At 72.9% G+C, this 17,778-nt stretch carries 16 protein-coding genes; 13 read left to right on the forward strand and 3 right to left on the reverse strand.

Translation table 11 applies throughout. The features are described 5' to 3' along the window. The first annotated feature begins 47 nt into the window (after positions 1–47). The 5 genes from deoC (at position 48) to EDD26_RS09510 (ending at position 4,883) form a co-directional block, all read left to right on the forward strand. Positions 48–1,058, forward strand: a complete 1,011-nt coding sequence (deoC, locus tag EDD26_RS09490) for a deoxyribose-phosphate aldolase (RefSeq protein WP_123697496.1) — start codon at positions 48–50, stop codon at positions 1,056–1,058. An 8-nt stretch (positions 1,059–1,066) separates the two neighbouring features. Then, positions 1,067–2,506, forward strand: coding sequence for an aldehyde dehydrogenase family protein (locus EDD26_RS09495; RefSeq protein ID WP_123697497.1), 1,440 nt, complete (start codon positions 1,067–1,069; stop codon positions 2,504–2,506). Then, positions 2,506–3,378 carry an aldehyde dehydrogenase family protein gene (locus EDD26_RS09500; protein ID WP_123697498.1) on the forward strand — a complete coding sequence of 291 codons (873 nt, stop codon included), beginning with the start codon at positions 2,506–2,508 and terminating at the stop codon, positions 3,376–3,378. The genes EDD26_RS09495 and EDD26_RS09500 overlap by 1 nt, the downstream gene beginning before the upstream one ends. 29 nt (positions 3,379–3,407) lie before the next feature. Then, positions 3,408–4,337 (forward strand): cation diffusion facilitator family transporter, encoded by a 930-nt coding sequence (locus EDD26_RS09505; protein ID WP_123697499.1) that lies wholly within the window; start codon positions 3,408–3,410, stop codon positions 4,335–4,337. Positions 4,338–4,472: 135 nt separating this feature from the next. Continuing rightward, positions 4,473–4,883 (forward strand): hypothetical protein, encoded by a 411-nt coding sequence (locus EDD26_RS09510; protein ID WP_123697500.1) that lies wholly within the window; start codon positions 4,473–4,475, stop codon positions 4,881–4,883. 390 nt (positions 4,884–5,273) lie between these two features. Here the strand turns inward: EDD26_RS09510 and EDD26_RS09515 are convergent, their stop codons facing one another. Continuing rightward, complete coding sequence (locus tag EDD26_RS09515; RefSeq protein WP_123697501.1) at positions 5,274–5,678, reverse strand: ATP-binding cassette domain-containing protein; 405 nt, start codon at positions 5,676–5,678, stop codon at positions 5,274–5,276. Further along, positions 5,678–6,985 (reverse strand): M20/M25/M40 family metallo-hydrolase, encoded by a 1,308-nt coding sequence (locus EDD26_RS09520; RefSeq protein WP_123697502.1) that lies wholly within the window; start codon positions 6,983–6,985, stop codon positions 5,678–5,680. Before EDD26_RS09520 ends, EDD26_RS09515 begins: the two co-directional genes overlap by 1 nt. A gap of 53 nt (positions 6,986–7,038) precedes the next feature. On the opposite strand from EDD26_RS09520, the gene EDD26_RS09525 reads away from it, so the two are divergent. From EDD26_RS09525 to rpsO, 7 genes are all read left to right on the forward strand, one after another. Continuing rightward, positions 7,039–7,827 (forward strand): N5-glutamine methyltransferase family protein, encoded by a 789-nt coding sequence (locus EDD26_RS09525; protein ID WP_123697503.1) that lies wholly within the window; start codon positions 7,039–7,041, stop codon positions 7,825–7,827. A gap of 30 nt (positions 7,828–7,857) precedes the next feature. Continuing rightward, complete coding sequence (locus EDD26_RS09530) at positions 7,858–8,727, forward strand: tryptophan 2,3-dioxygenase (RefSeq protein ID WP_123697504.1); 870 nt, start codon at positions 7,858–7,860, stop codon at positions 8,725–8,727. Further along, positions 8,724–9,755, forward strand: a complete 1,032-nt coding sequence (locus tag EDD26_RS09535) for an amidohydrolase family protein (protein ID WP_123697505.1) — start codon at positions 8,724–8,726, stop codon at positions 9,753–9,755. The genes EDD26_RS09530 and EDD26_RS09535 overlap by 4 nt, the downstream gene beginning before the upstream one ends. Beyond that, entirely contained in the window at positions 9,752–10,987 is a 1,236-nt protein-coding gene (locus EDD26_RS09540; protein WP_123697506.1) for a kynureninase, read from the forward strand. Before EDD26_RS09535 ends, EDD26_RS09540 begins: the two co-directional genes overlap by 4 nt. Before the next feature lie 92 nt (positions 10,988–11,079). Beyond that, positions 11,080–12,576, forward strand: coding sequence for an aspartate ammonia-lyase (locus tag EDD26_RS09545; protein WP_123697507.1), 1,497 nt, complete (start codon positions 11,080–11,082; stop codon positions 12,574–12,576). A 49-nt stretch (positions 12,577–12,625) separates the two neighbouring features. Further along, positions 12,626–13,873 (forward strand): PrsW family intramembrane metalloprotease, encoded by a 1,248-nt coding sequence (locus EDD26_RS09550; RefSeq protein ID WP_123697508.1) that lies wholly within the window; start codon positions 12,626–12,628, stop codon positions 13,871–13,873. A 109-nt stretch (positions 13,874–13,982) separates the two neighbouring features. After that, a complete protein-coding gene (gene rpsO / locus EDD26_RS09555; protein WP_123697509.1) occupies positions 13,983–14,252 on the forward strand; it encodes a 30S ribosomal protein S15 in 270 nt (89 codons plus the stop codon). Positions 14,253–14,376: 124 nt separating this feature from the next. On the opposite strand, the gene EDD26_RS09560 is transcribed toward rpsO, so the two are convergent. Beyond that, positions 14,377–15,222, reverse strand: a complete 846-nt coding sequence (locus tag EDD26_RS09560; protein ID WP_123697510.1) for a hypothetical protein — start codon at positions 15,220–15,222, stop codon at positions 14,377–14,379. Positions 15,223–15,450: 228 nt separating this feature from the next. Here EDD26_RS09560 and EDD26_RS09565 point away from each other — a divergent pair, with 228 nt between their 5' ends. Next, complete coding sequence (locus EDD26_RS09565) at positions 15,451–17,715, forward strand: polyribonucleotide nucleotidyltransferase (RefSeq protein WP_123697511.1); 2,265 nt, start codon at positions 15,451–15,453, stop codon at positions 17,713–17,715. Positions 17,716–17,778 lie beyond the last annotated feature (63 nt).

The raw sequence follows: 17,778 nt of genomic DNA on the forward strand, positions 1-17,778 counted from the left end.
GACACACCTGGCGGAGAACCGCACCGCGGCGGAGCAGGAGGAACAGCGTGACCACACCCAGCGCAGCGCTCGCGCCCGCAGAGCGCGCCGTCCAGCTGCTCGGCAGCGACCTCTCGGAGGTCGCGCTCCGGCAGCACCTCGAGGGCCTCCCGACCGTCGACGCCGTGGGGCTCGAGGCCCGCGCCGCCGGCCTCGGGACGCGCTCGATCAAGACCACCTCGAAGCGCGCGGCGCTCGACCTCGTCATCCGGATGATCGACCTCACGACGCTGCAGGGCGCCGACACCCGCGGCAAGGTGCACTCGCTCGTCGCGAAGGCGCTCGTGCCCGACGCATCCGACCCCTCGACGCCCCGCCCCGCGGCGGTCTGCGTCTACGGCGACATGGTCGGCAACGCGGTCGACGCGCTCGGCTCCGCCTGGAGCGCGGGCAAGGACGACGGCATCAACGTCGCGGCGGTCGCGACGGCCTTCCCGGCCGGCCGCGCGAGCCTGCCCGTGAAGCTGCAGGACACCCGCGACGCGGTCGCCGCTGGCGCCGACGAGATCGACATGGTGATCGACCGCGGCGCCTTCCTCGAGGGCAACTACGGCAAGGTCTTCGACGAGATCGTGCTGACGAAGGAGGCGTGCCGCCGGGACGACGGCACGTACGCGCACCTCAAGGTCATCCTCGAGACCGGCGAGCTCGTCACCTACGACAACGTGCGCCGGGCCTCCTGGCTCTCGATCCTCGCGGGCGGCGACTTCATCAAGACCTCGACCGGCAAGGTGCAGCCCGCCGCGACGCTGCCGGTGACGCTGCTCATGCTCCAGGTCGTGCGCGACTGGGAGCGGCTGACGGGGGAGCGCATCGGCGTCAAGCCCGCCGGCGGCATCTCGACCGCGAAGGACGCCATCAAGTACCTCGTCACGGTCGCCGAGACGTGCGGCGAGACCTGGCTCGACCCGCACCTCTTCCGCTTCGGCGCGTCGAGCCTGCTCAACGACGTGCTGCAGCAGCGCCAGAAGCTCTCCACCGGCCGCTACTCCGGCCCCGACTACGTCACGATCGACTGAGGCACCCCATGGCATTCCTCGACTACGCGCCGGCTCCCGAGTCGACCTCCATCCTCGACCTGCGCGACGACTACCGGCTCTGGATCGGCGGCGAGTGGGTCGACGGCGGCGGCACGCCGTTCGCCTCGATCTCGCCCTCCACCGAGCAGCGGATCGCGATGTTCGCGTCGGCCGACGAGGGCGACGTGGATGCGGCGGTCGCTGCCGCGCGCACCGCCTTCCGCACCGTCTGGGGCCCGATGTCCGGCCGCGACCGCGGCAAGTACCTCTTCCGCATCGCGCGGCTGCTGCAGGAGCGCGCCCGCGAGCTCGCGGTCGCCGAGACGCTCGACAACGGCAAGCCGATCAAGGAGACCCGCGACGCCGACGTGCCGCTCGTCGCCCAGTGGTTCTTCCACTGCGCCGGATGGGCCGACAAGCTCGACCACGTCGGCCTCGGCGCCGCGCCGCAGCCGCACGGCGTGTCCGCGCAGATCATTCCGTGGAACTTCCCGCTGCTCATGCTCGCGTGGAAGGTCGCCCCGGCGCTCGCCGCGGGCAACACGGTGGTGCTGAAGCCGGCCGAGACGACGCCGCTCACGGCGATGCTGTTCGCCGAGATCTGCGAGCAGGCGGGCCTGCCCGCTGGCGTCGTCAACCTGCTCACCGGAGCGGGCGACACGGGCGCCGCGCTCGTGCGGCACCCGGACGTCGACAAGGTCGCGTTCACCGGCTCGACCGCGGTCGGCCGCGAGATCGCGAAGGCGATCGCCGGCACCGACAAGAAGCTCACGCTCGAGCTCGGCGGCAAGGGCGCGAACATCGTGTTCGACGACGCCCCGCTCGACCAGGCGATCGAGGGCATCGTCAACGGCGTCTTCTTCAACCAGGGCCAGGTGTGCTGCGCCGGCAGCCGGCTGCTCGTGCAGGAGAACGTGCACGACGCGGTGCTCGAGCGCCTCAAGGAGCGCATGTCGACGCTGCGCCTGGGCGACCCGCTCGACAAGAACACCGACGTCGGCGCCATCAACTCGGCCGAGCAGCTCGAGCGCATCACCCGGCTCGTCGACCGCGGCGAGGCCGAGGGCGGCGAGCGCTGGTCGCCCGCGTGCGAGATCCCCGCGCAGGGCTACTGGTTCCCGCCCACCGTCGTCACCGGCGTCGAGGCGTCGTCGACGATCGCGCGCGAGGAGATCTTCGGCCCGGTGCTGTCGGTCCTCACCTTCCGCACGCCCGACGAGGCGATCGCGAAGGCGAACAACTCGCCGTACGGGCTGTCGGCCGGCATCTGGAGCGACAAGGGCAGCCGCGTGCTCGCCGTCGCCGACAAGCTGCGCGCCGGCGTGGTGTGGACGAACACGTTCAACAAGTTCGACCCGACGAGCCCCTTCGGCGGCTACAAGGAGTCCGGCTACGGCCGGGAGGGCGGCATCCAGGGGATGCAGGCATACCTGAAGGCAGGCAAGTGATGGCGACCACGAAGACGGCGACGCGCCTCGACGTGCCGAAGACCTACAAGCTCTTCATCGGCGGCGCCTTCCCGCGCAGCGAGTCCGGCCGCGTGACCGAGGTGCGCAGCCCCGACGGCGGCTTCGTCGCCAACGTCGCGAAGGCATCCAGGAAGGATGCGCGCGACGCCGTCCGCGCCGCCCGCAAGGCGCAGCCGGGCTGGGCTGGCGCGACTGCGTACAACCGCGGGCAGGTGCTCTACCGGGTCGCCGAGGTGCTCGAGGGGCGCAAGGCGCAGTTCGTCGACGAGCTCGTGCGCAGCGAGGGCCTCAGCGCCGCCCGGGCGCAGCAGCAGGTCGAGGACGCCGTCGACCTGTGGGTGTGGCACGCCGGCTGGACCGACAAGATCGCCCAGATCGGCGGCAGCGCCAACCCCGTCGCGGGCCCGTACTTCAACCTGTCGGTGCCCGAGCCGACCGGCGTGGTCGCGATCGTCGCCCCGCAGCAGCAGGGCCTCCTCGGCCTCACGTCGGTCATCGCACCCGCGCTCGTCACCGGCAACGCCGTCGTGGTCGTGCCCGCCGCGTCCTCGCCGCTCGCGGCGATCTCGCTCGGTGAGGTGCTCGCGACGAGCGACCTGCCCGGCGGCGTCGTGAACGTGCTCACCGGCGACCCGGCCGAGCTCGCGCCGTGGCTCGCGGGTCACGCCGACGTCAACGCGCTCGACCTCACCGGCGCCGGCGGCCTCGACTGGGTGGAGCTCGAGGTGATCGCGGCCGACACGCTCAAGCGCGTCATCCGCCCCGAGCCCGGCCTCGCGCCGGAGACGCCGCAGCGCATCCTCGCGCTGACCGAGACGAAGACGGTCTGGCACACGAAGTCGCGCCTCTAGCGGCGGCTCGGCAGCGGAGCGCCGTCGTCATGGGCGGAGGCCACGTGCACGCGGATGCGCACGCCCACGGCAGCGGGGCGGGCACGAACCGCATCGCGATCGCCTTCGGCATCACGGCGGCGCTGTTCGCGGCGCAGGTGGTCGGCTCGATCGTCACGGGCAGCCTCGCGCTGCTCGTCGACACGGTGCACATGCTGACGGATGTGGCGGGACTCGGTGTCGCGCTCGGCGCGCAGGCGCTCGTGCGCCGGCCGCCGTCGGGGCGCCGCACGTGGGGACTCGTGCGCGTCGAGGTGCTCGCGGCCGCCGCGCAGGCCGCGGCGCTGCTCATCGTCGCGCTCGTCGTGGTCGTCGAGGGCGTGCGCCGGCTCGCGGAGCCGACGGAGGTGCCCGGCCCGCTGCTGCTCGCCTTCGGCGTCGTCGGGCTCGTGGGCAACCTCGTCGCGCTCGCCGTGCTGGCCGGTGGCCGCGGCTCGAGCCTCAACCTGCGTGCGGCGTTCCTCGAGGTGCTGAACGACGCGATCGGCTCGGTCGCGGTGATCGCGGCCGGCGCGGCGATCTGGCTGTGGGGCTTCCAGCAGGCCGACCTCGTCGCGAGCGCGCTCGTCGCGGCGCTCATCGTGCCGCGGTCGGTCGTGCTGCTGCGCGACACCGGGCGGATCCTGCTGGAGGCGGCGCCGGCGGAGCTCGACCTCGACGACGTGCGCGCGCACCTCGAGCAGCAGCCCCACGTGCTCGCCGTCCACGACCTGCACGCCTCGACGCTCGGCACGGGCTCGCATCAGCTGACGGCGCACGTCGTCGTCGAGGAGGCATGCTTCCACGACGGGCACGCCCCGCGCATCCTCGACGCGCTGCAGACCTGCGTCGCCGAGCACTTCCCCGTGCCGCTCGAGCATGCGACGTTCCAGCTCGAGCCGCCCGGCCACGCGGACCACGAGCGCCCGACGCACGCCTGACGCGCGGTTGCCGTCTCCCAAACCGCGGTTGGGCGGTGATCTCCGGTACGGATCTGCGGGTCCAGGTCGCCCGCACCCGCAGATCGGTACCGGAAACGTGCCGTCGCGAGTTAGGTTGGCCGCGAGGAGGCCCCGATGGAGCGGATCGCGAACCCGGTGTCGGGGCGCGTCGACGAGGAGGCGCCGCGCGAGACGACGACGCGCATGCTGCTGTGCCGCTACGCGCTCGCGATCGTCATACCTGTCTTCATCACGGTCTCGGTCGTCGGCCGCGATCAGCCGGGCTGGTGGTGGCCGCTGCCGTTCGTCATGCTCGTGGTGCTGCCGCTCAGCGCCGGTGCCAACGGCTCCTGGTGGGGGATGCCGTCATGGAGCGCCTGGCACACCGGCATGCTCGTCCAGAGCATGGTGCTGCTCTTGGCGCTCAGCGCGACGGTCGTATGGGGAGAGTCGCTCGTGCTGGTCATCGTCGCCGCAGTGAGTGTCGGCGTGGTCCTCGGCGTAGCCGCCGCGCAGGTCTGGCGCACGCTGCAGCCACGGCCCTAGGCCGCACGTCCGGGTACGCCTGTACGGCGACGGAAGCACGGACGCCCCGCGCCGACTTGCGGTACCGAATTGTCGCCTGAACGCCGCCGGAGCGACCATTCGGTACCGCAAACGGGGGAGCGCAGACGCCCCGAGCCGGTTTGCGGTACGAAGTGGTCGCCTGTACGCCGCCGGAGCAACCATTCGGTACCGCAAACCGCACGGGGACCACTCGGTACCGCAAACGGACGACGACCAGACGAACGACGACCGACCGCCACCGCGACCGACGCACCCACGCGCCCCGCACGGCATCCCGGCCGATCCGCCCCGTCAGCCAGCCGCTCCGGCTAGCGAGAGACCCGGCCGACCCGGCCGACCCGCAACCCCGCAACCCCGCGAAGCGACCTCTCACCCGAGCCCCCGCACGAACCCCTCCCACGACACCCGCTCCACCAGGCCCGCCGCCGCCCCCACGAGCACCGGGTCGTCGGTCACGAGCACGTCGGCCTGGAGCGTCGCGACCGCGAGCGGCTCGGCGAGCGTCACGTCGTCCCAGTCGAGGTGCGTCGCGATCCTCCACGCGGTCGCGCGCGAGACGCGATCGCCGAGCAGCCGCATCTTCAGGCCCGCGATCCCGTCGAGCACCGCGCGCACCTCGCCCTCGTCGACCTCACCCGAGCGCACGGCGCCGTAGAGCAGCTGCATCGCCTGCGAGCGCAGCGCTCCCGCGCCGACGAGCTGGTGGTCGCCGACGTCGACGCCCTCCCGGACGATGCGCAGCGCGGTGGGCGCGTCGATGGCGAAGCGGGTCATCAGCAGCTCTTCTCGATCAGGTCGGCGTACCAGCGGCAGCCGTCGAGCCAGGTGTCGATGCGGATGCGCTCGTCGCGCGCGTGCAGCGTCAGGCGCTCCTCGCGGGTCATGGCGAACGGCGTGAAGCGGTAGACGCGGTCGGTGATGCGGTGCGCGTGCCGGCCGTCGGTGCCGCCGAGCATCACGTACGGCACGGTGAGCACGTCGGGGCGCAGCCGCGCGACCGTCGCCTCGATGTCGACCCATCCCGGTCCGCTCGCGGGGCTCTCGGGGCTCGGGCCGTGCCCGTGCAGCACCTCGAGCTCGACGAGCGGGTCGGCGATCGCGCGCCGGAGGAGCGAGAGCGTGTCGTCGACGCTCGAGCCGGTCGCGATGCGCGCGTTCACGACGGCGACCGCCTCCTCGGCGAGCGCGTTCGGCGCGGCGGAGCCCGACAGCTGCGTCACGACCGCGGTGGTCGAGAGCATCGCGCGCGTCTCGTCACCGCGGGCCAGGATGCGCTCGACCACCGGGCGGGACCGCCGCACCCGCCGCAGGACGGCCCCCTGCGCGCCGCGCGCCTCCGCGCCGAGCAGCTCGAGCATGCGCAGCGACGGCTCGGGCAGCGAGCGGGGGAACGGCGCGCGGTCGAGCCGCCGGATCGCGCGGGCGAGCCGCGAGGTCGCCGCGAGCCGCGGCGGCGTCGACGCGTGCCCGCCGAGCTGCGCGACGCGCATCCGGATGTTCGCGAAGCCCTTCTCGGCAACGCCGACGACCGCGACGTCGCGCTGGACGCCCGCGATCGGCGGCTCGATGATCGCGCCGCCCTCGTCGAGCGCCCACGCCGGCCGCACCCCCGCTGCGTCGAGCGCCGCGATGGCCGACGCGGCCCCGGTGCCCATAGTCTCCTCGTCGTGGCCGAAGACGAGCCACACGTCGCGCGCCGGCCGGAAGCCCTCGGCGAGCAGCGCCTCGATCGCCACGCAGATGCCGACGAGCGAGCCCTTGTCGTCGAGCGTGCCGCGGCCCCATACGTGCGTCGCGTCGCGGTGGCCGCTGTAGGGCGGATGCGTCCACCCCTCCGGCGGTGCGGGCACGACGTCCTGGTGCGCCATGAGCAGCGCGGGGCCGGCGCCGGGGTCGTCGCCGCGGCCGGGCCAGCGGGCGAGCAGCGTCGCGCCGACGGGCTCGACCTCGAGCGCCGAGAACAGCCGCGGGAAGCGATCGCGGAGCGCCGCCTGGAACGCGGGCAGCTGCTCCTCGCGCTCGGTCGGCAGCTGCACGAGCGCGATCAGGTCGTCGATCGCCCGGTCATCGATGCCCACCACGCGAGCAGGCTATCGTCGTCGCCGACCGGGGTTCCGGGGCGGACGGGGGAGCGATGGCGGCTGCGCGCGCGGCGGATGCCCGGCTCGTGCACGCCCTGCGCGCGAGCGGCAGCGTCTTCGCCGAGGACGAGCTGGCCGAGCTCGGCCGCGCCGCGAGCGACGCTGCCGCGCTCGAGCTGCTGGTCGAGCGCCGGGTGGCGGGGGAGCCGATCGAGCAGATCGTCGGCACCGCCGCCTTCGCCGAGCTGCGCGTCGTCGTGCGGCCGGGGGTCTTCGTGCCGCGCCGGCGCACGGTGCTGCTCGCGACCATCGTCGCCGACGCCCTGCGCGCGCTGCCGCCGGGCGCGCGCCTGCTCGACCTGGGCTGCGGCTCCGGCGCGATCGCGGCGCTCGCGATGCACCGGGTGCCGGGCATCCAGGTGGTCGCGATCGACGCCGACCCCGTCGCCGTCGCGTGCGCCCGCGAGAACCTGCCGACCGCCCTCGTGCTGCAGGCCGACTCGCCCGACGTGCTCGACGCATCCGCCGCCTTCGACGTCATCGCCGCGAACCTGCCCTACGTGCCGACGCGCGAGCTCGCGCACCTGCCCCACGACGCCCGGGACCACGAGCCGCTGCTCGCGCTCGACGGCGGCGCCGACGGGCTCGCTCCGCTGCGCGCCCTCGCCCCGGCGATCGCGGCGCGGCTCGCGCCGGGTGGCACCGTGGCGATCGAGCTCGCCCCCGAGCAGGTCGATGTCGCGGGCGGCATCCTGCAGCGCGCCGGGCTCGGCGGCGTCGAGCAGCGCGCGGACGAGGAGCTGGGCGCGACCGTGCTCGTGGCGGTGCGCGCCGCGCGTTAGCGTTGGGGCCAAGCATCGAAGGAGGCCCCCGTGGGCGTCGCGGACAACACGCGCGAGATCGAGTCGACCATCGTCACCGACCTGCGGGAGCGGATGAGCTACGGCTCCTACCTCGGCCTCGACACGCTGCTCGCGTCGCAGCACCCGCGGAGCGAGCCGGAGCACCACGACGAGCTGCTGTTCATCATCCAGCACCAGTCGACCGAGCTGTGGCTCAAGCTCGTGATCCACGAGCTCGACGACGCCCGCGCGCTGCTCGCCGCGGACCAGCTCGGCGCGGCGCTCAAGCGCATCGCGCGGGTGAAGCACATCCAGGAGGTGCTGACGCAGCAGTGGTCGGTGCTCGCGACGCTCACGCCCACCGAGTACGTGCAGTTCCGCGGCGCGCTCGCGAGCGCCTCCGGCTTCCAGTCGGCGCAGTACCGCCTCGTCGAGTTCGCGCTCGGCAACAAGCACGAGCGGATGCTGCAGGTCTTCGCCTCGAACCCGGCCGACCACGCGGCGCTCGCGGCCGAGCTCGAGCGGCCGAGCCTCTACGACGAGTTCCTGCGCTTGCTCGCCCGCCGCGGCCACGCGGTGCCCGACGAGGTGCTCGACCGAGACGTGCGCAAGGCGCACGTCTTCAGCGAGCCGCTCGTCGACGTCTTCACGCGCATCTACACCGACGCCGGGCAGCCGGAGGGCGCGGAGCACTGGCGCGAGTACGAGGCGTGCGAGGAGCTCGTCGACCTCGAGGACAACTTCCAGCTCTGGCGCTTCCGGCACCTGCGCACGGTCTCGCGCACCATCGGCATGAAGACCGGCACGGGCGGCTCGAGCGGCACCGACTTCCTGCGCCGCGCGCTCGACCTCACGTTCTTCCCCGAGCTCTACGCCGTGCGGACGCGGCTCGAGGGGTGACCGCGCCGATCATCGCCCGCGTCGACCGCGCGCGCATCGGCGGCCGGTGGGTGACGGATGCGGTGGTCGAGCTGAGCGAGACCGGCATGCGGCTCGTGCCGCCCGACGAGGCGCCCGAGCGCGTCCGCCGGCACGTCCAGGGTGTGCTCATGCCTCCGATCACCGACGCGCACGTGCACCTCGGGCTGGCGGAGGCCGGGGTCGCGGCGCCGAGCGCCCTCGGCCGGGTGCTCGACCTCGGCTGGGCACCGGAGGCGCTGCCCGGGCTGAGCGCCGCGGCGCGCGGTGCGCACCGAGGGCTCGACGTGCGCGTCGCGGGTCCGTTCCACGCCGCGGTCGGCGGCTACCCCTCGATGCGGGAGTGGGCGCCGCCGGGCGCGGTGGTCGAGCTGGCGGACGCGAGCGACGCCGCCCGCGCCATCCGGGCGCACTCGGCCGCCGGCGCATCCGTCATCAAGGTCGCGCTCAACGCCGAGGACGGACCCGTGCCCGACGACGCGCTGCTCGCCGCGATCGTGGCCGAGACGCACGAGGTCGGGCTGCTGCTCGTGGCGCACGTGCAGGGCCCCGGGCAGGCCGAGCGGGCGCTCCTCGCCGGGGTGGACGTGCTGGCGCACGCGCCCTGGACGGAGCGGCTGAGCGATGACCTCATCGCCGCGGCCGCCGCGAGCCAGACCTGGGTGTCGACGCTCGCCATGCACGGCCGCGACGGCGACGACATCGCCTTCGCTCGGGCGACCGACAACCTCGCGCGCTTCGCCGCGAACGGCGGCGCGGTGGCCTACGGCACCGACCTGGGCAACGGCATCACCCACTTCGACCTCGACCCCAACGAGCTCGCCGCGCTGCGGCAAGCGGGGATCGAGGGCACCGCGCTCGTCGACGCGCTGCTGTGCGAGTGGCTGCTGCTCCCAGGGCCCACCGTGACGCGGCTGCCAGCCGACGTCATCGATGACGAGTCGACGATCGAGCACCTGCACCGAGCGGGCCCGCTGCCCGTGACCTGGTTCGACATGGAGGACGCATGACCACCCCAGCAGACACCGCAGCGCTCGCCGCCGCGCTCGACGCCGCAGATCCGCTCGCGGCGCACACCGCCGCGTTCGTGCGCGACCCGAGCGTCGTCTCCTACCTCGACGGCAACTCGCTCGGCCGACCGCTCACGGCGCTCGAGCAGCGCTTCGCGCGCTTCATCGGTCACGACTGGGGCACGCGGCTCATCCGCGGCTGGGACGAGGGCTGGATGCGCCGCCCCTACGACCTCGGCGACCGGCTCGGCGCGCTCGTCGGCGCGGCCGCCGGTCAGGCCTTCATCGGCGACTCGACCACCGTGCTGCTCTACAAGCTCGTGCGCGCCGCGGTCGACGCGCAGTCGGCGAGCGGTCGCACCGAGATCGTCATCGAGGACGACAGCTTCCCGACCGACCGGTTCATCGTCGAGGGCGTCGCCGCGGAGCGCGGGCTCGAGATCCGCTGGATCGAGGTCGACCGCGCGGCCGGGGCGACGCTCGAGCAGGTCCGCGCGATCGTGGGGGAGCGCACCGCGCTCGTGCTGCTCAGCCACGTCGCCTACCGCTCCGGCCACGTCGCCGACGTGGCGGGCATCACCGCCGCAGCGCGCGACGCCGGCGCGCTCGTGCTGTGGGACCTGTGCCACTCGGCCGGCGTCATCCCGACCGCGCTCGACGCGAGCGGCGTCGACCTCGCGGTCGGCTGCACCTACAAGTACCTCAACGGCGGCCCCGGCTCGCCCGCCTTCGGCTACGTGCGTCGCGACCTGCAGACGGCGCTCGCGCAGCCGATCCAGGGCTGGATGGGCGCGGCCGACGTCTTCGCGATGGCGCCGCGCTACGAGCCGGCGCCCGACCTGCGCCGCTTCGCGAGCGGCACGCCGCCCGTGCTCGCGACCGTCGCGCTGGAGGCGATGGTCGAGCTGCTCGAGCAGGTCGGCGTCGACGCGGTGCGCGAGAAGTCGGTCGCGCTCACCGACTTCGCCGAGGCGTCGCTCGAGGCGCACGTGCTCCCGCTCGGCGCGCGCCTCGCGAGCCCGCCGGCGGGGCCGACGCGCGGCAGCCACCTCACCGTGACGCATCCGGCCTTCCGGGAGGTCACCGAGCGGCTCTGGGCGCGCGGCGTCATCCCCGACTTCCGCGGCCCCGACGGCATCCGGGTCGGCCTCTCGCCGCTCAGCACCACGTTCGCCGAGGTGGAGACCGGCGTCGCGGCGATCGGCGAGGAGCTCCGGGCCGCGCTGGCATGACCGGCGGCTACGCTTCACATGCGAACCCCGCACCCGCGTCCGCGCCCGCGACGCCCACCCGGCCACCGGGCACCGAAGGCAATGGAGCCAGCATGACCGACACCCCCACGTACAAGCTCGACCCCGCCCCGCAGGGCGAGCGCTTCTACGCCGGCCCGACGCGCATCGAGCGCGACTCGCTCGGCGAGCTGCCGGTGCCGGCCGACGCGTACTGGGGGATCCACACGGAGCGCGCGCTCAACAACTTCCCCATCACGGGCCGCTCGATCTCGGTCTACTCCGACCTCGTCAACGCGCTCGCGGTCGTGAAGCAGGCGTGCGCGCGCGCCAACCGCGAGATCGGCGTGCTCGACCCCGACAAGGCCGACCTCATCGACCGCGTCTGCCGGCGCATCCGTGGCGGCGAGCTGCACGACCAGTTCAAGGTCGGCGTCATCCAGGGCGGCGCGGGCACCTCGACGAACATGAACACGAACGAGGTCATCGCCAACGCGTGCCTCGTCGAGCTCGGCCACGCCAAGGGCGACTACGAGCACTTCAGCCCCATCGACGACGTGAACCGCTCGCAGTCGACGAACGACACCTACCCGACGTCGATCAAGGTCGCGATGTCGTTCACGCTCCGCCGCCTGCTCGACGAGCTCGTGCGGCTGACGGACGCGTTCGACGCGAAGGCGGTCGAGTTCCGCGACGTGCTCAAGGTCGGCCGCACGCAGCTGCAGGACGCCGTGCCGATGACGCTCGGGCAGGAGTTCCGCGGCTTCGCCGTGACGCTGCGCGAGGATCGCGACCGGCTCGAGGAGACCATCGCGTGGCTCAGCGAGGTCAACCTCGGCGCCACCGCGATCGGCACCGGCATCACCGCCGACCCGCGCTACGCCGAGGCGGCATGCCGCCACCTCGCGGAGCTCACGGGCCTCCCGATCGTCGCGGCCGCCGACCTCATCGAGGCGACGAGCGACACGGGCGTGTTCATGACGCTGTCGGGCACGCTCAAGCGCTGCGCCGTGAAGCTCTCGAAGATCTGCAACGACCTGCGACTGCTGTCGTCCGGTCCGCAGGCCGGGCTCGGCGAGATCACGCTGCCCCCGAAGCAGGCAGGCTCGTCGATCATGCCCGGCAAGGTGAACCCGGTCATCCCGGAGGTCGTCAACCAGGTCGCGTTCGCGGTCATCGGGTCGGATGCGACGGTCACCGCCGCCTCCGAGGCCGGACAGCTGCAGCTCAACGCGTTCGAGCCGGTCATCGCGCACCAGATCCTGCAGAGCCTGCACTGGATGACGCAGGCGTGCCTGACGCTGCGCGTGAACTGCGTCGACGGCATCGAGGCGAACCGCGAGCGGCTCGGGCTGATGGTGGGCACGTCGGTCGGCGTCGTCACGGCGCTCACGCCCTACCTCGGCTACGCCGACTCGGCGAAGCTCGCGCACGAGGCGCTCACGAGCCACAAGTCGATCGCCGACCTCGTGGTCGAGGGCGGCCTCATGGACCGCGAGCGGGTCGAGAAGCTGCTCGCGCCCGCGCGGCTGTCGGGGCTCCAGCCGGTGACGCAGGCGATCCCGGTGATCGCGCCCGACGACCTGCCCTGACCGGCACGCTGACCGCGAGGAGCGGGGCGGGACTCGCTACGCTCCTTGCGTGACCGCCACCGCTCCACTGTCGCCGCTCGCGCAGCCCAAGGGCCCGGACGTCGGGCTGATCGCCGGCATCATCGGCATCGCCGTGCTCGCGCTCGCGTCCTTCGGCGTGATCCTCGTGCTGGGCGGGGCGATCGGCAACCCGCTCGTGGTCGCGACCTCCGGCGTGATGGCGCTCGTGCCGCTCTCGTTCGTCATCTGGGCGGTGCTCGCGATCGACCGCTGGGAGCCGGAGCCGCGCATCGCGATGTGGTTCGCGGCGCTGTGGGGCGGCGTCGCCGCGGTGCTGCTGACGCTCGCGCTCAACACGTGGGTGCTCGAGCCGATCGTCACGCCCTTCCTGCAGTCGCAGGAGCAGTACGAGTTCTACGCCACGGTCGTGCAGGCGCCGATCACCGAGGAGCTGTGGAAGTCCATTCCGGTGGTCATCATGTTCCTGTTCTTCCGGCGCACGTTCGACGGCCCGGTCGACGGCGTCGTCTTCGCGGCGCTCTCGGCCGCGGGGTTCGCGTTCACCGAGAACATCCTCTACTTCGGCACGTCGCTCGCGGAGTCGGGCGACGGCTCCTTCATCTTCTTCCTGCGCGGCATCATGAGCCCGCTCACGCACGCGATCTTCACCGCCGTCGGCATCGGGCTCGCGCTCGGCCTCGCCGCGCGGCTGCGCTCGCGCTGGTGGATCCTGCTCGCGTTCCCGGCCGGCTGGCTCGTCTCGGCGCTCCTGCACGCGCTGTGGAACTCGGCGAGCTGGTGGGTGCCCGGCGGCACCGTCGGCTTCTTCGTCTACTACCTCGTCGTGCAGGTGCCGCTCTGCGTGCTCGCGGCCGCGCTCGTCTGGCTGCTGCTGCGGCAGGAGATCCGCATCACCCGCGCTCGCCTGCACGACTACGGCCGTGCCGGATGGTTCACCGCCGAGGAGGTCGAGCGCCTCTCGACGGGTGACGGCCGGGCCTCGCTCCTGGCCTGGGCGCGGAAGCGCGGCCTGCGGCGCACGATGCGCGACTACATCATCACCGCCACCCGGCTCGCCAACAGCCGGCAGCGCGCGCTCGTCGGCCGCGATCGCAGCCGCAGCAGCATGGCCGACGAGGCCACGCTGCTCGCGCGCCTCGTGCAGCACCGTCGGGGGATGGCCTCCGCGGTGATGGGCCAGCCGGTGGCGATGGCGGTCGGCGCGCCCGTCGCGGCCCCGACCGCGCGCGTGCAGCGCTTCGGCGACCTCGACGCCGCCTGGCCGCCGCGCCGCTGAACCCCCATCTCTGGTAGAGTCGAGCGGTTGCCGTAGACCGGCCGCGGACAGAGAGCGCTCCTGCATCGGGCAGGGGCACCGCGCTGCGAGGAGAGAGGGGTTTCACACCATGAGCCTGAACGCAGAGATCAAGAAGGCCATCATCGAGGAGTACGCCACGCACGAAGGCGACACCGGAAGCCCCGAGGTGCAGGTCGCGCTCATGTCGCGCCGCATCAAGGACCTCACGGAGCACCTGAAGGAGCACAAGCACGACCACCACTCGCGTCGTGGTCTGCTGCTGCTCGTCGGGCAGCGTCGCCGCCTGCTCGGCTACCTCCAGGAGATCGACATCTCCCGCTACCGCGCGCTCATCGAGCGCCTCGGTCTACGCCGCTAGCCTTCGAAGCGTTCGAGGAGGGCCGTCCCTGCGGGGGCGGCCCTTCGTCGTCGCTCAGGGACCACCCTTCGTCGGTGCTCAGGGACCACCCTCCTTCGTCGCTCAGGGACCACCCTCCTTCGTGCTACGCGGCGGCGCGCACGAGCGCCTGCCCGACGGCGAGCGCGACCGCCGCGACGGCGACGCCCGCGCCGATCAGCAGCGCGCTCGCCGCTTGGCGCCGACCCGCCGCCGTGGAGGCGATGGGCGGCATCGGCACCGACGCGACCGCAGCGCGCTCGCCGTCGCGCGTCGCCGCGAGCGTGCGGATGCGGTGCACGAGCGCCTGCACCGCCGGATCGTCCATCCGCCACCCGGAGCGGGCCGTGACCGTGAGCGTGCCGCCCGCCACCTCGACGTCGAGCGGCATCGGTGCGTCGCGGAGCGCAGCGACGAAGCCGGGCGCCGGTGCGGCTGCCGCCCACGGCAGCTCGACGTAGCCGCGGAGCTCCTCATGCCCGCTGCGGGCGAGCAGCCGGTACCGCCAGACGCCCCACTCCGCACCATCCGGCGCGCGCAGGACGTCGCGCGCGACCCAGTCGAAGCCCTCCCGCAGCGCCGCGGCGGGTTTCGGCCCGAGCAGCGCGCGCTGCGCGTAGCCGAGCCCGTTCGCCTCCGCGAACGGCAGCAGTCGAGCGGTGCGTCGGAGCGCATCGCGTCGGCGGCCGGCGCGCCACGCGAGCAGGGCGGCGCCGATGCCGGCGAGCACGCCGCCCACGACCGGCATCGCCGGATCGGCGTCGCCTGGCAGCGCGGCGAGCACGAGCAGCGCGCCGGGCAGCAGCAGCACCCACCCGGCGACCGCGAGCCCGACGGCCGGCGCGTCCGCCGGCTGGCGGTGCGCGCGGAGCCACCGCCGCGCATGGCCGTCGGCCTCCCTCGAGCGCGGCTGCTGCAGGGGGCGGAGGTCGGGCTGCGGCAGCATGGGCACGGGTCGATTGAAGCGCGTCCTCCTGGGGTTCCGCGGCCCGTGCTGATAGCCTGTCCGAGGCCGCGTCTGCGGCCGTCGTGCGCCCGATTCGCACCTGCTCGAGAGCTGGTCGTTGGTGGAGGGTGCCGAAGTCGCCTTCGGCGCTCTCCACTGATGACCACTCCGTGCCGCGATCGGTGCACGACATCCATGTCGTGCCCTCGCGGGCACAGGAGAGGAGTGACCTTCATGGAAGGTCCCGAGATCACATTCGCCGAGGCTGTCATCGACAACGGCCGATTCGGCACGCGCACCGTCCGGTTCGAGACCGGCCGCCTCGCGCAGCAGGCCCAGGGCGCAGCCGTCGCGTACATCGACGAGGAGACGATGCTGCTGAGCGCCACGAGCGTCTCGAAGCACCCGAAGGACAACTTCGACTTCTTCCCGCTCACCGTCGACGTCGAGGAGCGCATGTACGCCGCGGGCCGCATCCCCGGCTCGTTCTTCCGTCGCGAGGGCCGCCCCTCGACCGACGCGATCCTCACGTGCCGCCTCATCGACCGGCCGCTGCGCCCGTCGTTCGTGGAGGGCATCCGCAACGAGGTGCAGGTCGTCGTCACCGTGCTCGCCATCGAGCCGGACGAGCTCTACGACGTGCTCGCCATCAACGCCGCGTCCATGTCGACGCAGCTCTCCGGCCTGCCGTTCGATGGCCCGATCGGCGGCGTCCGCGTCGCGCTGATCGACGGCCAGTGGGTCGCGTTCCCGAAGCACTCGCAGCTCGAGCAGGCCGTGTTCAACATGGTCGTCGCCGGCCGCGTGGTCACCGACGCCGCAGGCGTCGAGGACGTCGCCATCATGATGGTCGAGGCCGAGGCCACCGACAACGCCTGGGAGCTCATCCAGGGCGGCGCGGTGAAGCCCACCGAGGAGATCGTCTCGCAGGGCCTCGAGGCCTCGAAGCCGTTCATCAAGCAGCTCGTCGCCGCGCAGGCCGAGGTCGCCAAGACCGCCGCCAAGCCGACGCAGGAGTACCCGCTCTTCCCGCCCTACTCGCCCGAGGCCCTCGAGGCCGTGCGCGGCATCGCGAAGGACCGTCTCGGCGAGGTCTACCGCATCGCGGGCAAGCTCGAGCGCCAGGACGCCGACGACCAGCTCAAGGAGCAGGTCAAGCAGGAGATCTCGCAGCGCATCGAGCGCGGCGAGCTCGACCCGATCGTCGCGACGCAGGTCTCCGGCGCCTACAAGGCGGTGACGAAGGAGGTCGTCCGCGGCCGCATCCTCACCGACCAGATCCGCATGGACGGCCGCGGCCTCGCCGACATCCGTCCGCTCGACGCCGAGGTGGCCGTCGTGCCGCGCGTGCACGGCTCCGCGATCTTCCAGCGCGGCGAGACGCAGATCATGGGCATCACGACGCTCAACATGCTCAAGCTCGAGCAGCAGATCGACTCGCTCAGCCCTGTCACGTCGAAGCGCTACATGCACAACTACAACTTCCCGCCCTACTCGACCGGTGAGACCGGCCGCGTGGGCAGCCCGAAGCGTCGCGAGATCGGTCACGGAGCGCTCGCCGAGCGTGCGCTCATGCCCGTGCTCCCGAGCCGCGACGAGTTCCCCTACGCGATCCGCCAGGTCTCGGAGGCACTCGGCTCGAACGGCTCGACGTCGATGGGCTCGGTCTGCGCCTCGACGCTCGCGCTCCTCAACGCCGGCGTGCCGCTGCGCGCTCCGGTCGCGGGCATCGCGATGGGCCTCGTCAGCGACACGGTCGACGGCCAGGTCCGCTACGCGGCGCTGACCGACATCCTGGGCGCCGAGGACGCGCTCGGCGACATGGACTTCAAGGTCGCCGGCACGCCCGAGTTCATCACGGCCATCCAGCTGGACACGAAGCTCTCGGGCCTGCCCGCCTCCGTGCTCCACGGCGCGCTGACGCAGGCGAAGGAGGCGCGCACGAAGATCCTCGAGGTCCTCAACGCCGCCATCGACGCCCCCGACGAGATGGCGCCCACCGCGCCGCGCGTCATCAGCGTGCAGATCCCGGTCGACAAGATCGGCGAGCTGATCGGCCCGAAGGGCAAGACGATCAACCAGATCCAGGACGACACGGGCGCCCAGATCTCGATCGAGGACAACGGCACCGTCTACATCGGCGCCGTCGACGGCCCCTCGGCGGAGGCCGCGCGCGCCGCGGTCAACGCGATCGCCAACCCGCTCAACCCGGAGCTCGGCGAGCGCTACCTCGGCACCGTCGTGAAGACGGCGTCGTTCGGCGCCTTCGTCTCGCTGCTCCCGGGTCGCGACGGCCTGCTGCACGTCACCGCGATGCGCGCCCTCAACGGCGGCAAGCGCATCGAGAGCGTCGAGGACGTCGTGTCGATCGGCCAGAAGATCCAGGTCGAGATCACGAAGATCGACGACCGCGGCAAGCTCTCGCTCGAGATCGTCGACGAGTCGGCGCCGGCTGCGGATGCGGTCGAGTCGACGGAGTCGGCGGACGCGGCCGAGTAGTCGCTCCACGACGGATGCCCTCACCCTCGCGGGTGGGGGCATCCGTCGTCTGCGCCTAGGCTG

Origin of the sequence: Agrococcus jenensis (assembly GCF_003752465.1) — a bacterium.
Classification (GTDB): Bacteria; Actinomycetota; Actinomycetes; order Actinomycetales; family Microbacteriaceae; genus Agrococcus; species Agrococcus jenensis.

Coding starts and splice junctions, on each gene's coding strand:
- EDD26_RS09495 (WP_123697497.1), top strand. CDS start 1,067: ATGGCATTCCTCGACTACGCGCCGGCTCCCGAGTCGACCTCCATCCTC.
- EDD26_RS09500 (WP_123697498.1), top strand. CDS start 2,506: ATGGCGACCACGAAGACGGCGACGCGCCTCGACGTGCCGAAGACCTAC.
- EDD26_RS09505 (WP_123697499.1), top strand. CDS start 3,408: ATGGGCGGAGGCCACGTGCACGCGGATGCGCACGCCCACGGCAGCGGG.
- EDD26_RS09510 (WP_123697500.1), top strand. CDS start 4,473: ATGGAGCGGATCGCGAACCCGGTGTCGGGGCGCGTCGACGAGGAGGCG.
- EDD26_RS09515 (WP_123697501.1), bottom strand. CDS start 5,678: ATGACCCGCTTCGCCATCGACGCGCCCACCGCGCTGCGCATCGTCCGG.
- EDD26_RS09525 (WP_123697503.1), top strand. CDS start 7,039: ATGGCGGCTGCGCGCGCGGCGGATGCCCGGCTCGTGCACGCCCTGCGC.
- EDD26_RS09540 (WP_123697506.1), top strand. CDS start 9,752: ATGACCACCCCAGCAGACACCGCAGCGCTCGCCGCCGCGCTCGACGCC.
- EDD26_RS09545 (WP_123697507.1), top strand. CDS start 11,080: ATGACCGACACCCCCACGTACAAGCTCGACCCCGCCCCGCAGGGCGAG.
- rpsO (WP_123697509.1), top strand. CDS start 13,983: ATGAGCCTGAACGCAGAGATCAAGAAGGCCATCATCGAGGAGTACGCC.
- EDD26_RS09565 (WP_123697511.1), top strand. CDS start 15,451: ATGGAAGGTCCCGAGATCACATTCGCCGAGGCTGTCATCGACAACGGC.